This window comes from Corynebacterium sp. MSK297, from assembly GCF_030232885.1.
Lineage (GTDB): Bacteria > Actinomycetota > Actinomycetes > Mycobacteriales > Mycobacteriaceae > Corynebacterium.
Genome location: NZ_JASPGD010000001.1, coordinates 85,223 through 99,481 on the forward strand (window position 1 = coordinate 85,223; position 14,259 = coordinate 99,481).

Annotated in this window: 15 protein-coding genes; 1 reads left to right on the plus strand and 14 read right to left on the minus strand. The window is 53.1% G+C overall.

All coding sequences use genetic code 11. The features are described from left to right. Positions 1 to 44 precede the first annotated feature (44 nt). From secF to QP888_RS00415, 8 genes are all read right to left on the minus strand, one after another. A complete protein-coding gene (secF, locus tag QP888_RS00380; protein WP_284811356.1) occupies positions 45 to 1,187 on the minus strand; it encodes a protein translocase subunit SecF in 1,143 nt (380 codons plus the stop codon). Then, positions 1,180 to 2,988, minus strand: a complete 1,809-nt coding sequence (gene secD / locus QP888_RS00385) for a protein translocase subunit SecD (RefSeq protein ID WP_284811358.1) — start codon at positions 2,986 to 2,988, stop codon at positions 1,180 to 1,182. Before secD ends, secF begins: the two co-directional genes overlap by 8 nt. A gap of 64 nt (positions 2,989 to 3,052) precedes the next feature. Further along, on the minus strand, positions 3,053 to 3,424 hold the full coding sequence (gene yajC, locus QP888_RS00390) for a preprotein translocase subunit YajC (protein ID WP_284811360.1): 372 nt from the start codon (positions 3,422 to 3,424) through the stop codon (positions 3,053 to 3,055). A 112-nt stretch (positions 3,425 to 3,536) separates the two neighbouring features. Next, positions 3,537 to 4,655 carry a Holliday junction branch migration DNA helicase RuvB gene (ruvB, locus tag QP888_RS00395; RefSeq protein WP_284811361.1) on the minus strand — a complete coding sequence of 373 codons (1,119 nt, stop codon included), beginning with the start codon at positions 4,653 to 4,655 and terminating at the stop codon, positions 3,537 to 3,539. 21 nt (positions 4,656 to 4,676) lie between these two features. Beyond that, on the minus strand, positions 4,677 to 5,309 hold the full coding sequence (gene ruvA / locus QP888_RS00400) for a Holliday junction branch migration protein RuvA (RefSeq protein WP_284811363.1): 633 nt from the start codon (positions 5,307 to 5,309) through the stop codon (positions 4,677 to 4,679). Positions 5,310 to 5,312: 3 nt separating this feature from the next. Then, on the minus strand, positions 5,313 to 5,852 hold the full coding sequence (gene ruvC, locus QP888_RS00405) for a crossover junction endodeoxyribonuclease RuvC (RefSeq protein ID WP_284811366.1): 540 nt from the start codon (positions 5,850 to 5,852) through the stop codon (positions 5,313 to 5,315). Between the two features lie 6 nt (positions 5,853 to 5,858). Next, a complete protein-coding gene (locus QP888_RS00410; protein ID WP_284811368.1) occupies positions 5,859 to 6,614 on the minus strand; it encodes a YebC/PmpR family DNA-binding transcriptional regulator in 756 nt (251 codons plus the stop codon). 180 nt (positions 6,615 to 6,794) lie between these two features. Beyond that, entirely contained in the window at positions 6,795 to 7,718 is a 924-nt protein-coding gene (locus QP888_RS00415) for an acyl-CoA thioesterase (protein WP_284811370.1), read from the minus strand. A 128-nt stretch (positions 7,719 to 7,846) separates the two neighbouring features. Here QP888_RS00415 and QP888_RS00420 point away from each other — a divergent pair, with 128 nt between their 5' ends. Then, positions 7,847 to 8,323: a DUF3817 domain-containing protein gene (locus QP888_RS00420; protein WP_284811371.1), complete on the plus strand. Its 477-nt coding sequence runs from the start codon at positions 7,847 to 7,849 to the stop codon at positions 8,321 to 8,323. 18 nt (positions 8,324 to 8,341) lie between these two features. On the opposite strand, the gene QP888_RS00425 is transcribed toward QP888_RS00420, so the two are convergent. The 6 genes from QP888_RS00425 to thrS are packed head-to-tail and all read right to left on the minus strand — an operon-like array spanning position 8,342 to position 14,193. Further along, the gene (locus QP888_RS00425; RefSeq protein WP_284811372.1) at positions 8,342 to 8,866 is read right to left on the minus strand and encodes a hypothetical protein; all 525 of its coding nucleotides are present in this window, start codon (positions 8,864 to 8,866) and stop codon (positions 8,342 to 8,344) included. Next, positions 8,863 to 9,963, minus strand: coding sequence for a glycosyltransferase family 4 protein (locus tag QP888_RS00430; protein WP_284811374.1), 1,101 nt, complete (start codon positions 9,961 to 9,963; stop codon positions 8,863 to 8,865). Before QP888_RS00430 ends, QP888_RS00425 begins: the two co-directional genes overlap by 4 nt. An 11-nt stretch (positions 9,964 to 9,974) precedes the next feature. Beyond that, positions 9,975 to 10,952 carry a phosphatidylinositol mannoside acyltransferase gene (locus tag QP888_RS00435; protein ID WP_284811375.1) on the minus strand — a complete coding sequence of 326 codons (978 nt, stop codon included), beginning with the start codon at positions 10,950 to 10,952 and terminating at the stop codon, positions 9,975 to 9,977. Next, positions 10,949 to 11,572, minus strand: coding sequence for a phosphatidylinositol phosphate synthase (gene pgsA / locus QP888_RS00440; RefSeq protein WP_284811376.1), 624 nt, complete (start codon positions 11,570 to 11,572; stop codon positions 10,949 to 10,951). The genes QP888_RS00435 and pgsA overlap by 4 nt, the downstream gene beginning before the upstream one ends. Beyond that, the gene (locus QP888_RS00445; protein WP_502869076.1) at positions 11,565 to 12,167 is read right to left on the minus strand and encodes an HIT family protein; all 603 of its coding nucleotides are present in this window, start codon (positions 12,165 to 12,167) and stop codon (positions 11,565 to 11,567) included. The genes pgsA and QP888_RS00445 overlap by 8 nt, the downstream gene beginning before the upstream one ends. Further along, on the minus strand, positions 12,130 to 14,193 hold the full coding sequence (gene thrS / locus QP888_RS00450) for a threonine--tRNA ligase (RefSeq protein ID WP_284811379.1): 2,064 nt from the start codon (positions 14,191 to 14,193) through the stop codon (positions 12,130 to 12,132). Before thrS ends, QP888_RS00445 begins: the two co-directional genes overlap by 38 nt. Between the last annotated feature and the right edge of the window lie 66 nt (positions 14,194 to 14,259).

Sequence of the window (14,259 nt, forward strand, 5' to 3'; positions counted from 1 at the left end):
CAGACGTGCCCTTCAATCTTAGACGAGGGGCGTGGCAACGCGCGTTACTCGGGCCTCCAGGTGCTTCCCCCTGAACTGTGCGGGCTTTGAAAAGTTTCGCCTGCTGGTGCCGCAACCGCAGTCGTTTCCGGAGATGCAATGGTCCGATGTTCGATGTCATTATCGTTTTCCGCTGAGACACCCTCGAAATCACCGCGAGCACGGTATTCTGAGACTTCTTGGTTGTGTTTTTTGATCTTCTTGCTTCGATTAACAATTGAGACCAACAATGGCGTCGCCAAGAAAATTGAGGAGAAAATACCTTCGATGACACCAATTAATTGAACGAGCGCCAGATCACGCAAAGTGCCAATTCCCATCAACCAGACCGCAACGGCGAACAGTGCGATAATCGGCAGCGCGGAAATAACAGACGTCGAAATCGAGCGCATCACCGTCTGATTAATCGCGCGATTAGCTTCTTCACCGTAGGTAGCGCGTCGAGAAGCGGTAATGCCTTCTGTGTTTTCATTCACCTTATCAAAAACAATGACGGTGTCGTAGATGGAGAACGTCAATACGGTAAGCAAACCAATGATCACTGCTGGCGAGACCTCAAAACCAAACAGCGAATAAATGCCAGCAATGACAATACCGTCGACAATAAGTGCGCCCATTGCTGCGAGTGCCATGTATTTTTGCAAACGGAAGGCAACATAGATGGTTGCGAAAACCAAGAAAACAACCATGGACAACAACATGCGCTGTGTAATGGTATCGCCCCAGGATTCCGACACTGTGGAATCACCGATGGCATCCGGCGACGGCGCACCAGTGTGGTCTATGGGTTGATGCTCTTCGTAGATCGCCAAACGAGCTGCATCAATTTGCGGTTGCGACAGGTGTTCAGCGGTAATCTCGAGGGTCTCAGAATCACCGGAACCGACGATTTGAGTGATTTCAGGTTCTACGTCGGTTGCCTCGACGAACGTCTCTTCTACTTCCTCAGCGACCAGATCACCAGCAGGCATCGTCATCCGTGTTCCACCCTCGAAGTCGATTGACATGGAGAATCCACGAAACAACATCGACGCTAGGCTGATCAGAATGAATGCCGCTGTAGTGAGGTAGAAAAGTTTACTCCGACCAATGAAGTCGATGCCCCCATCACCGGTGGTCAAACGGTTGACAAGAGATTGTTTAGCCATGGATTTTCTCCTCATCCGCAACTTCGGCTTCTGCACGACGCTCTTCGACCAAGTCAAATACCTTGCCCAGTCCGTTGACTTGTGGTTTTGCCCAGAACGGCTTTCGCGCAGCCATGATCATCAATGGTGCGGTGACCAGGAAGGATACGACGATATCAAATACTGTCGTGATTCCTAGGGTAAACGCGAATCCTTTGACATCGCCGACTGCAAGGAAATAGACCACCACAGAACCGATGAGCGTGACAACGTTACCGGTCACAATGGTCCGCTTAGCACGTTCCCAAGCACGTGGTGCTGCCGAACGGAAAGTACGCCCTTGCAACAGTTCGTCTTTAATACGCTCATACAACACCACAAAAGAGTCAGCTGCGGTGGCGATACCGATGATCAATCCAGCAATTCCAGATAGGTCCAAGGAATAGCCGATCCAACGGCCCAGCAAAACAATCGCTGCATAAGTAATAACACCTGCTGCAGCAAGAGACACTAGTGACACCAGCGCTAACAAGCGGTAATAGTAGAAAACGTAGACGGCGATCAGCGCCAGGCCCACCAGGCCAGCAATGAGTCCAGCCTTCAGCGCGGCCTGCCCCAATGAAGGCGGAACCGTCTCCGCCGTACCGCCTGGAGTGCCGTCTTCTCCAACGAATGACAGAGGCAGAGCACCGTAGCGCAGATTATTTGCTAGTTCTTGGGCTTCTTCTTGGCTGAATTGCCCGGTGATCGAGGTCGTCGAACCATACGGCGTGACGCCTTGAATCACAGGCGCGGAAATCACATTGGAGTCGAGCGTAATCGCAATTTGCTGCTGCAGATATTCCTCCGTCAAATCAGCCCAGGTTTGCGCACCGGACGGACCAGATCCAGTCTTGAACGCAAATGAAATTTCCATCTGACCACTGTGCTGGTTAAAACCACCGTTGATCGGTCGATCCGTATCAATCTCGTTACCCGTCAAACGTGGACCTTTGGGGTCAGTGATCCCGTTAAGCAATGGCGCAGGCTGCAACAGATACGGTTGGCCCTGCTCATAATCGCACGTCACCAATGGTCGAGCCGGATCATCAGCACCGGATAGTGGATCCACGTCACCTTCACAGGTCAGCAACGCACTGGCAGCGGTTTGCGTCGTTGGATCTTCCGACTGCCGATCTGCAATCAGCATCTCGGTAATTTCGTCTCGGCGTTCGGCCTGTTCCAGAGAATTTTCCGGCTCCGGCTTGACAGAGGCGGTAATTTTTGGCTTCTCCCCCAGACCTGCAGCGGCTGCGTCATCAGCTTGCTCTTCAAAAGCAGCGAAGAGCTGATTAATGGTTTCTTCTGCGTCTTGCTTCTCGAGCAAACCGTACTCCACCCAGCGGTTGGCCATATCTCCGAGGGTGTCAGTCAGCTCCGTCGGGTCGGGAGCCGGTTGCTGCGCAACTGGACGGAACAGCAGCTGCGAAGTCTGCCCCACTGCTCGGGCTTGGGCTGTGTCTTCTCCTGGCACAGTAATCACCAGCGTGTTGCCGTCGGTAACGACTTGCGCGCCAGAAACGCCCATGCCGTTGACACGCTGTTCCAAAATTGCGCGCGCTTGATCCAGCTGGTCCTGGGTCGGTTCGTCCCCCTGCGGGACGAGCGTGACGCGAGTTCCGCCCTGCAGATCAATGCCTAAACGGGGTGTTGCGTGTCTATCACCCGTAAACAAAATAAGGGAAAATAGCGCCACTGTGATGACGATGAACCAGGCGATTGCTTTGGCAGGCCACGTGCGGGAATTGCCGCCACGATTAGCCTTAGTATTTGGTTCCGGCAAGGGAGTTTCTCCTGAAAGCGATTATTAAACCTGCGAATGCGCACATGCCCACCGCAGTCAGTCTTTAGTTATTACGATCATCATTTTCTGGGTGTTGTGGAATTCCCCCGCCACCCCGTGCTTCTGTGGCATCATCGTGCATCTGTTCCGGGTGGATTGGAGCGTTCTGCGCCGGGCTTACCTGATCCGCGGGACGCAAAATGGCGATCTTTTCCATGGTGACCTCGACGCCAGCAGCGATTTCTCCTGTAACAGTGGTTTCGCCAATATCTGTCAATACCAAATGGATGCCACCGGCAGTAATCACTCGATCGCCCGGGCTCAACGCCTGCTGAAAACTGCGCAGTTCTTCCTGCTGTTTCCGTTGCTTGCGCATCATGAAAAATGATGGCAACAAGAACAAGGCCAATAGAGCAATAATGAGAACAATATCCATGCCCCATAGTGTGCCAGACGCGGTTAAGGCAATGCTACTTAGTAGCTATTCCATAACCCGTTGAGTCGTCGGAGTTGATGAAAAATATCAAGCACGCCGACGGATAGTGGCACTAGTTTTCGTATTGCCCAGGCGCATTTTCCGGCGCTTCCAACCCCAGGTGGCGCCAGGCCCGTGCAGTAGCAACCCTTCCCCTGCCAGTTCGCGCCAGTAAACCGGCTCGGACCAAGTAAGGCTCACATACTTCTTCTACCGTTGCGGATTCTTCTCCGACTGCTACCGCCAGGGTGTTGACCCCCACAGGTCCACCTCCATGCCCCTTAACCAATGCCGAGAGCACAGCCCGGTCTAACCGGTCAAGCCCAAGTTCATCGACATCGAAAACATCTAACGCTCCCTGAGCAGAGCGGAGATCAATCTTGCCCGGACCATGCACGTCGGCAAAGTCTCGCACCCTGCGCAAAAGCCTATTGGCGATGCGCGGTGTTCCCCTGGAACGCGAACCAATCTCAACGGCGGCATCGTGGTCAATATCAACGTGCAATATTTTCGCCGTCCGTTCGATAACTTCTGTCAAATCTTCGGTGTCATAAAACTCCATCTGCGCATTGAAACCGAAGCGATCACGCAACGGCCCCGTCAGCATTCCTGCGCGTGTAGTGGCGCCAACCAGGGTGAATGGTGGAATTTCCAACGGGATCGAGGTTGCTCCAGGGCCCTTACCGACAATGACGTCGATACGGAAATCCTCCATGGCCATATACAGCATCTCTTCCGCCGACCGTGCCATGCGATGAATCTCATCGATAAACAGCACGTCTCCTTCAATGAGGTTCGACAACATCGCGGCCAAATCGCCCGCACGCTCTAAGGCCGGCCCAGAAGTCATGCGTAAGCTAGAACCGAGTTCACCGGCGATAATCATCGCCATTGTCGTCTTGCCCAGCCCCGGCGGGCCGGAGAGCAACACGTGATCCGGAGTGACATTACGACCCCGCGCGCCTTCCAAAACCAGGGAAAGCTGCTGCCGCACTTTTGGCTGCCCAATGAATTCCTGCAGATTTTTCGGGCGTAAACTACGTTCAAAATCCTGTTCGCCAATCTGCCGCTGAGGATCAACGTCAGCATCAATTGGTCTACCGCCAGCATTCTGGATCCCAGATACACGACCCCCGGCGGTGGCTGCATAATCTTTCGGCAGTTCGAATTCGGTTCGTTCCAAATCTGACATTTCTACCAGCTCTATCCAGCGTTATTTCTTGGGTCCCAATTCTGCCAAAGCACCGCGCAAGACAACGGATGTATCTGCATCTGGCTGTTGCGCAAGCACCTTATCCACCGCCCCAGTAGCTTGCTTCTCGCCGAAACCAAGTCCGATTAATGCCGCAACTACCTGTTCCGATACCGCTGCGGAGGGCTGGCCAACAACGCGGCCTACTCCATCGTCTATTGCTGCGGAATCAGCCTCTGCGTTCGTTGGTTGCCACTGCGCAACCTTGTCTTTGAGTTCCACGATTAAACGCTCGGCGACACGTTTGCCAATACCCGGTATACGTTGCAGAGTTTTGGCCTCTCCTGCAGCAATCGCAATTGCAAGTTCTTGTGCGTTCATGACCGCCAGGGACGTCATCGCTAGTTTCGGACCAAAACCAGACACGCTCTGCAAAACAGTAAACATTTCTTGGTCATTGGCATCAAGAAACCCATAGAGTGTCATGGAATCTTCTTTTACCGCCAGCGTGGTCAAGATGAATGCTTCTTCACCACGACGCAAAATTCCCAATGTGCGCGGTGTCGCAATAACGCGGTAGCCAACGCCTGCGCATTCCACAACCGCGGCATTAAGGCCAACATCAATCACAGTCCCGCGTAACGAGGCGATCATAAACTAGGAGCCTTTCTTAAGCGACTTATTGAGCAGTTGTCTTTGCTGAGCCAATGCGGGAGCACGCCAACAATGACAAATTGCTAAGGCTAATGCGTCAGCTGCATCGGCGGGTTTCGGTGGCTCGGATAACCCTAAAATCCTTGTGACCATAGCGGTCATTTGTTTCTTGTCTGCCCGGCCATTACCGCTAATAGCTTTTTTCACCTCGGATGGCGTGTACATATCCACTGGCAGTCCGCGTTCTGCTGCCGCTAACATCAGCACTCCGGCTGCGTGCGCAGTATGCATCACCGTAGACACATTGCCACGCTCAAATAACCGCTCGATCGCGACGACGTCAGGCTGGTAGTCTTCCATCCACTCGTGCACAGCGTGAGAAATGCGCAATAAGCGTTCCGTCAAGGGGGCATCACTGGGCGTCCTAATCACCCCGACGGAAACTGGATATATCGCGCGCCCCTTACCGGACTGTACGACAGATAACCCGCAGCGTGTCAGGCCGGGGTCAATCCCCATCACGCGCAGCCCTTCGAGATTCATCTCGAGCTAAGCGTTGAGCTCTTCCAAGACCTCGTCCGATACAGTCATGTTGGTATAAACATCCTGCACATCATCGACGTCTTCTAGTGCATCGATCAGTTTGAACACTTTCTTGGCGCCCTCGACACCAAGTGGTACGTCCACCGAAGCCCGAAAATCCTGATCCGAATCATCAACCTCAATCTCGGCTTCTTCCAGTGCTTTTCTCACTGCAGGAACGTCGGTTGGCTGGCAAATGATTTCAAACTTTTCGCCCTGGTCTTTGACCTCTTCAGCGCCCGCGTCCAAGACTGCCATCAAAAGGTCGTCTTCGGTGAGTTCGCCTTTCTTTTCCACCAGCACGTAGCCGGTGCGGCTAAACATATAAGCCACAGAACCTGATTCACCCAAGTTACCGCCGTTTTTACTCATTGCGGTACGTACATCGGTGGCAGCACGATTCTTGTTGTCCGTCAAGCATTCAATCAGCATCGCTACACCATTCGGGGCATAGCCTTCGTACATGATTGCTTGCCAGTCAGCACCGCCAGCCTCTTCACCCGAACCACGCTTTCGCGCACGTTCAATATTGTCGGCTGGAACCGAGGCCTTCTTGGCCTTCTTGATCATGTCATCCAACGTCGGGTTCGCTGCCGGGTCACCGCCACCATTACGCGCCGCAACTTCGATATTCTTAACCAATTTCGCGAATTCTTTGCCGCGTTTGGCGTCGTTGGCAGCCTTTTTATGCTTGTTATTTGCCCATTTCGAATGGCCTGCCATGTCAATCCTTTCAACAGCATTGTTTATGCCGGTTCAACGGCGTGGGGAGTACAACCGTGTGGTAAGTATTCAGTACTCGCACGACGGAGTCATATGAACTCCGGGCGGGAAAATGCCCAGATATTTTAACGCAATCAAGTATACGTGTGAATACACATTGATATGCGAGCACGTGTGCTATTACCGATGATCCCGGACTAGGCCTTCCTGGGTAGCCATAGCTACGAGTTTTCCGTCGCTAGTGAAAAACCTTCCCATCGCGAATCCGCGGCCCGCGCCAGCCGCCGGAGACCATTGGTCATACAACAGCCAATCGTCGACACGAAAAGGTTCAAATATCCACATGGAATGATCTAAGCTGGCCATTTGTACATGACGATCCGGCTCAAGCGCGGTGGCATTCGACAACAGCGTGCTATCAGAGATATACCCCAGTGCGGCGGCGTGGTGGTTATCGTCGTCGGTGATGTCACCGTTATAGCGCATCCAAATACTCAGTCGGTTGCCTGGTGCGAAATCATCACCAACTTTTTCTTGTGGGACTACAAGAGCGTCCCAATCACCACTGTGGTCTAAGGTGTGCGATTTACTGAAATCATCAAACACGGCTCGTGGAGTAGTTTCGGGGTTGGGAACAGCGGGCATGTCATGGCCATGTGATGGCCCGGTATCACCGCTACGGTGGTAGCTCACAGAAACATGGCAAATTTCTACCTCATTCTGGAACACCCGCACCCGGCGATTCGCAAAGCTGCGCCCATCACGCACGAGTTCAACTTGCACATCGATCCCTTGTTGTGCGTCGCCTCCTTTGAGGAAATATGTATGCAGTGAGTGAAGTTTCTTCTTGCCGACGGTCGCGTGGGCTGCGGCTAAGGCTTGTGCGACTAGTTGCCCACCATAGGTACGTTCCAAATTTGTCGGCACGCTTCTAGCGTGAAACCAGCGCGTGTTCGGGCTCACCACAGCCCCGGCTTCCCTGCCGCTCAGTACTTCTCCTTCGCCGCCATTGTTGTTTATATCAACGACACCAGCCGCGTATGCCGGTGATGGAATTTCTGTCACATGAAGGATCCGGTCAATCTCGCTCGAATTCGTGCTCATCGCGTCTCTTTCGCTTGCCGACGATTAGTGATTTATGTTACAAGCCTACCGCAAGTTCTCCACCGCGCAATGAGTAGACATCGAGCCCAAACCTGCTCACGCATCAATGAAGTATTAGAGTTGCGGCTATGACTCCACAAAGACTGCACCGAACCGCCGCAATCCTCGAGATGGTGACGTGGTCGCTGTTAATCTTGGGCATGGTCTTGAAGTATTCTGGAACCACTGATGCAGTAGTACCTATTACCGGTAGTATTCATGGCTTCGGTTTCTTATGCTTCGTGGTCATGACGGTACTCATCTGGATCAATAACCGTTGGAATCCACTTCTAGGTCTTGTCGGTCTCGTGGTTTCAGTCATTCCATTTGCGGCGTGGCCGTTTGCTGCCTGGGCAGACAGCAAAGGAATTCTCGACGGTGGTTGGCGCTTCCGCGATACAGACGCCACTACTTCCCCGAAAGGACCATGTGATTGGGCTTTGTACCAAGCCGTCCGCTACCCGGCCCGCAGCATCATCATAATGGTGGTTGCGGTCGCTGTTGTTTTCAGCGTTTTACTATTCCTTGGCCCACCAGTCGCACTAGAAGATATCGTCAACAAATAAATAACGCTCAATTGCTTGTTAAGCACTCAAATATGAGGTGTATTGGAAGAAATCGGGTAGAGGCGCCCTGCCACCTAAGCGGAAGGTTTTCACTAGCGGGCGCAGGCGTAGCCCACGGGTACTCGCCACTGCCTCGTTATAAAACCGGTGTGCAAGTTCCACCCGTACATCGGCATCGATGAGTTCCGGGTGGTGGTTGCTTAGCCCATGCTCGGCAGGTCCGTTCATATGCGAATCATCAGCAGAAATTTCAGCAGCAAATTTTCTGTTAATCGCTGCCGATAATTCTCGTTCAGCAGCCTCCCGTGGCGCCAATTGTCCGTGAAGGAGCCGAATCGATTCCACTTCTCGTGCTTGAGGTGCCATCTGAGAACTGACGGCGGCGACCACAGCTACACGGCGATCAAGCGCGGCTTGCAACGATTGCAGTGCCGCATCGAGACGAATATGCAAGCGATGAAGTCGCTGCGCTGTGAAATACGTCCAGAGTACGGCACTCACGACGCAAACCAACAAGATTGCTAGTACTAGGTCAATAATCATTGAGCGTCTCGCACCTTAGAACCATTAACGACGGTTTCATACACAGTCTCTACTTGCGTCGCAACAGAATCCCAATCAAAGTTTTGGGCACGTTTGATGCCAGCTTCTACTAAACGTTTCCGATGCCCGGAATCGTCGACCAGCACCCGCAATACCCGAGCAAGATCAGAACTATCACCGGTTCGGAATAAGGCTCCCGCGGGCGTATCGCTAGCTGCATCGCACACGACGTCAAAAGCCTCTAGATCGCTGGCAACCACGGCACAGCCGGCGGCCATAGCTTCGACTAATACGATGCCGAAACTTTCACCGCCTAAATTGGGCGCGACATAAATATCTGCTCGACCCAAAATCGTAGCTTTTTCAGCATCGCTGACACGTCCGACGAAATCCACGCCCGAAGCCTCGCGTTTTCGTCCACCACCCATAATGGTTACTCGAACATCTCGGTCAAATTCGCGCAGTGCTTCCAACAATACATCCAGGCCTTTGCGAGATTCATCCAAACGGCCGAGGAACACAATCTCTACCGGTTTCCCACCGTTTTCTTTGAATGGAACACGTTGTGCCGCATACACCGAGGTGTCGACACCATTGGGAATCAACACGGGATCGCCACCGAGCTGCTCAACTTGCCAGCGCCGTGCCATCTCCGAAACCGCAATACCCGCCCGTATTTTGTCCAATAACGGACGAAGCACCGGCTTAAACAATTTCAACAATAGCGACGAATCTGCCGAGGCATGATATGTCGCGACAATAGGGCCTTGTGCCATTCGTAAAACCGCCATGGAATAGCTCGGCGAGTTCGGCTCGTGGATGTGCACGACATCAAACTCGCCTTCCCGAAGAAACTTCTTTACCGTTCGACGAACGTGTGGTCCGAGGGACAAACGCGCTACCGATCCGTTGTATCGAATCGGAACTGAACCACCCCCCTTGACCACAAAATCAGGGACGTCAGTCTGGTCGGAAGCAGGCCCAAGTACGCGGACCGTATGACCACGGGTGATCAGTATCGTCGCCAGGTCATAAATATGTGCTTGTACGCCGCCAGGCTCGTCGAAAGAATAAGGACAAACTATTCCAATGCGCATTGCGGATCGCCCTAGTTTTCGGACTGCTCGTGAGCGCGCAAGGCCTCGCGCTGTTGCTCGCTCATCCGAGCCGGGTCAAGGTCAGCTAACCAAATCGGCTGCAGCATATGCCAGTCTTGCGGAGTAGTAGCGATGTTTTCTGCTAAAGCATCAGCCAGCCGTTGGGTCGTCGATTGCACGTCGCTGACCTCAATCTCATGAGTCGCAGCAAGGCCCCAGTTCGGCGATACTCCATCGTCAGTACCCTGGAACCACGAGTGCACAGCGAATAATGTCGCTCCAGTTTCTTTCGCTAATACAGCTGGCCCGGCCGCCATAGACGCCGGTTCGCCAAAAAAGTCGACAATAACGCCAGAGTTTTTCAAATCTCGCTCACACAATAGCGCGACGACGCCTCCGTCCTGCAGTACCCGTTTCAGATAAGAAAACGGCGGTTGTTCCCCTCCAGTCAAAGGAATGACGTCAAAGCCCATCGAGTTCCGATACTCCACAAACGCATCGAACAAGGATTCAGGCTTGACCCGCTCGGCGACAGTGGCAAACTGTCCATAATGCGCCACGACAAATACACCCGCCATATCCCAATTCCCGGTATGTGGCAGTGCAAGCACTACCCCCTTGCCGCGTTTTAATGCGGCATCGAAGGCGTCACGGCCAGATACACCGTCGGCAAGCCGTTGTGGAAGACTATCTTCGTATTGCATCATGGGCAAGCGAAACGCTTCTAGCCAATAGCGAAAATAGCTGCGCATGGAATCTCGGACCAATTGTCTGGTCACATTCTCCGCGCCGACGACGCGGGTCAAATTCTTACGCAATTGTTCCGGCCCCGTCCCTTTGTCGCTGACAGCGTCGGCAAGCCTGTCAAACGCCCAGCGGCTAAAAGACAACGGCAGCCGACGAACCAACGACCAACCCGCAAAATACCCATATGCCACGATATCTTCGCGCTGCGGAAGCCGCGTGCCAAGACTGGAAATTATGCTCATGCGGTGGCCTTTCGTGCAACAGAGTCGAGTTTACGTGCCATAGCCATACGCTGGTATACCGTAAACAACGAGCCAACCGCCAAAATCCATAATGCAACATCAATCGCGTAGGGTACACCTAGCCCTTGCAGGCCAATTCCAACCAAAGAAATAATCAACCGTTCGGGCCGTTCAATAAGACCACCCACCAACTTCAGGCCAGAAGCTTCACCGCGAGCTTTGACGTAGCTAATTACTTGTGACGATACTAAGACCACTAGAGACGCTACGACCAGGGATTTCGGGGCGTCATAAGAATAAATCAGCCACCAAATAATAGCCGCAAACAGTGCGCCATCAGTAATGCGGTCACAGGTGGCATCGAGCGTCGCGCCAAAGGCGGAGGCCCCACCTTTGAGACGTGCCATTGTGCCATCGATCATGTCGAACGCTGCGAACAGCCCGGATAAAATGGCAGCCCAAAACAGAAATCCTGCGGGAATCAACACGACGGCGATCGCGGTGGTCACCACTGCACCGATGACGGTGACCATATTTGGGGTTAAGCCAGTAGCAATCGCTAATTTGGCGAGCGGTTCTACAACCACCGCCGCGGGTTTCCGACCATGAACGCTAAGCATCGGTGGCGTTATTCACTCCCTCGTTATCAGAATCTTCCGCGGCAATTTCCGCCCAACTTTCTGCCAGGATAGTGCGCGTATCCGCCAAAAGCTCCGGTAACACCTTAATTCCGTCAATTATTGTCAGAAAATTGGCGTCACCTTGCCAGCGTGGGACGATATGCATGTGCAGATGGTCACGCACACTACCGCCGCTGGCTCCGCCCAGATTCATGCCGACGTTGACCGCGTGTGGACGCGAGACTCGTTTTAATACCCGAATAGACATCTGTGTGAACTCGAGCAGCTCCGTTGATTCCTCGGAATCCAACTCTTCGAGATTCGCTACTTTCCGGTACGGAACGACCAGCATGTGTCCTGCGTTATACGGGTACAGGTTCAACAATGCGTACACCTTGTTCCCGCGCGCAATAATCAGGCCATCCTCATCCGATTTCCGCGGCGCCTCAACAAAAGGTTCTGAGCTCTTTTCTTTGATGTAGGCCTTCCGATAAGGTGCCCACAAGCGCTGCAAGCGGTCCGGATCGCCAACACTGTGGTCAACACACCGCTGATCATTAGTCTCGGTTTCCAAAGGTCTCCTTAGACGGCGCATCATTACGACGCAGACTGATCCAGTCGCTGATCAAATTCACCGCATCATCAACAGCCACACCATTCAGTTGCGTGCCGTCGAGGAAACGGAATGACACAGCCCCGGCTTCTACGTCACGTCCTCCAGCCAATAACATGAACGGAATCTTGCCCGTGGTGTGGTTGCGGATCTTCTTTTGCATACGATCGTCTGAGGTATCAACATCCGCACGGATACCTCTTGCCCGTAGTTGCGCGGTGATTTCTTCCAAGTGCGGGACAAATTCATCGGCCACCGGGATGCCCATTACTTGCTGTGGGGCTAGCCACGCTGGAAATACACCCGCGTAGTGCTCAAGCAGTACACCGAAAAAGCGCTCAATTGAACCAAACAGGGCGCGGTGCACCATGATGGGGCGTTTCTTACTGCCATCGGGCGCCGTATATTCCAATTCGAAGCGCTCCGGCAGGTTGAAGTCCAACTGCACGGTCGACATTTGCCACGTACGACCGATGGCATCACGAGCCTGCACCGAAATTTTCGGACCATAGAAAGCGGCACCTTCCGGATCCGGAACCAAATTAAGGCCTGAAGAATCAGCTACCCGCTGCAAAATGGCGGTGGAGCGCTCCCAAATCTCGTCCGAACCCACAAATTTCTTTGGATCTTTGGTGGAGAGCTCCAGATAGAAATCATCCAGACCATAGTCACGCAACAACGAAATAATAAAATCGATGACCTTGCGCAGCTCATCCTCAAGCTGGTCTTCCGTACAATAAATATGCGCGTCATCCTGGGTGAAACCACGAGCCCGGGTTAAGCCATGCACTACTCCTGATTTTTCGTATCGATAGACCGTGCCAAACTCGAATAGACGCAGAGGCAATTCCCGGTAGGACCGGCCCCGTGAGGCAAAGATCAAATTATGCATGGGGCAGTTCATCGGCTTGGCATAATAATCCTGTGCCGGTTTAGTGACATTACCGTCCGCATCATATTCGCCATCGAGCTGCATCGGCGGGAACATACCCTCAGAGTAGAAATCCAGGTGACCGGACTTCCGGAACAAATCCCCTTTTGTCAAGTGTGGGGTGTTGACGAAAGAATATCCTGCTTCGATATGCCGCCGACGAGAAAATTCCTCCATCTCCATGCGCACGGTGGCACCATTGGGATGAAATACTGGAAAACCGGAACCGATCTCTTCGGGGAAAGAAAACAAGTCTAGCTCAGCCCCGAGACGGCGGTGGTCACGTTTTTCGGCTTCTTCCAACATCGTCTGGTAGGCCTCGAGAGCCTCGGATGATTCCCAGGCAGTACCATAAACACGTTGCAAATCAGCCTGGGATTGATCACCACGCCAGTATGCTGCCGACGCACGTGTCAGGCTAAAGGCCGGGATGTACTTCGTCGTGGGAATGTGCGGGCCGCGACACAGATCCGACCATTCGACCTCTCCGGTCCGAGGGTTGAGATTGTCATAATACGTCAGTTCACCGGATCCAACTTCCGTCGCTTCGTCAGAATCTGGGTCCACGTTTCCTTTGTCGGCCACCAATTCCAACTTGAATGGCTCGTCGGCAAGCGCTGATTCCGCCGCAGTTGAATCCGCAAATACGCCACGTGCAAAGCGCTGTCCGGTCTTGATGATCTTCTTCATCCGCTTTTCGATCTTTTTGAGATCTTCCGGAGTGAATGGTTCTGCAACTTGGAAATCGTAGTAGAAGCCATTGTCAATGGCAGGTCCAATTCCCAATTTCGTCCCTGGGAATTCTTTTTGCACTGCTTGTGCCAGTACATGGGCGCACGAGTGACGAATGACTCCTCGCCCTTCCTCAGACCCCGCAATGACTGGCCAAAATTCGCCATCAGTCTCTGAAACATGGCTTAAGTCTTTGAGAACTCCTTCGGCGTCTTTTACGCAGACGACAGCCTCCGGCCCTTTATTGGGAAACCCAAGTTCTTTCATCGCAGCGCCTACTGGGGTTCCTGCACCGACGCTGAAAGATTCCGAAGGATTCGCCAAAGGCTCAAGTGAGTGGACCATGAAAGTGTGCGCTCCTTTGCGCTTATCGACTGCGGCATACCTGGCCGCACCCTGAGGAAACTAGTT

What these genes read in the sequence shown, in the direction of transcription:
- secF (WP_284811356.1), bottom strand. Translation starts at nt 1,187, where the DNA reads ATGGCTAAACAATCTCTTGTCAACCGTTTGACCACCGGTGATGGGGGC.
- yajC (WP_284811360.1), bottom strand. Translation starts at nt 3,424, where the DNA reads ATGGATATTGTTCTCATTATTGCTCTATTGGCCTTGTTCTTGTTGCCA.
- ruvB (WP_284811361.1), bottom strand. Translation starts at nt 4,655, where the DNA reads ATGTCAGATTTGGAACGAACCGAATTCGAACTGCCGAAAGATTATGCA.
- ruvA (WP_284811363.1), bottom strand. Translation starts at nt 5,309, where the DNA reads ATGATCGCCTCGTTACGCGGGACTGTGATTGATGTTGGCCTTAATGCC.
- ruvC (WP_284811366.1), bottom strand. Translation starts at nt 5,852, where the DNA reads ATGAATCTCGAAGGGCTGCGCGTGATGGGGATTGACCCCGGCCTGACA.
- QP888_RS00410 (WP_284811368.1), bottom strand. Translation starts at nt 6,614, where the DNA reads ATGGCAGGCCATTCGAAATGGGCAAATAACAAGCATAAAAAGGCTGCC.
- QP888_RS00415 (WP_284811370.1), bottom strand. Translation starts at nt 7,718, where the DNA reads ATGAGCACGAATTCGAGCGAGATTGACCGGATCCTTCATGTGACAGAA.
- QP888_RS00420 (WP_284811371.1), top strand. Translation starts at nt 7,847, where the DNA reads ATGACTCCACAAAGACTGCACCGAACCGCCGCAATCCTCGAGATGGTG.
- QP888_RS00425 (WP_284811372.1), bottom strand. Translation starts at nt 8,866, where the DNA reads ATGATTATTGACCTAGTACTAGCAATCTTGTTGGTTTGCGTCGTGAGT.
- QP888_RS00430 (WP_284811374.1), bottom strand. Translation starts at nt 9,963, where the DNA reads ATGCGCATTGGAATAGTTTGTCCTTATTCTTTCGACGAGCCTGGCGGC.
- QP888_RS00435 (WP_284811375.1), bottom strand. Translation starts at nt 10,952, where the DNA reads ATGAGCATAATTTCCAGTCTTGGCACGCGGCTTCCGCAGCGCGAAGAT.
- pgsA (WP_284811376.1), bottom strand. Translation starts at nt 11,572, where the DNA reads ATGCTTAGCGTTCATGGTCGGAAACCCGCGGCGGTGGTTGTAGAACCG.
- QP888_RS00445 (WP_502869076.1), bottom strand. Translation starts at nt 12,167, where the DNA reads ATGCGCCGTCTAAGGAGACCTTTGGAAACCGAGACTAATGATCAGCGG.
- thrS (WP_284811379.1), bottom strand. Translation starts at nt 14,193, where the DNA reads ATGGTCCACTCACTTGAGCCTTTGGCGAATCCTTCGGAATCTTTCAGC.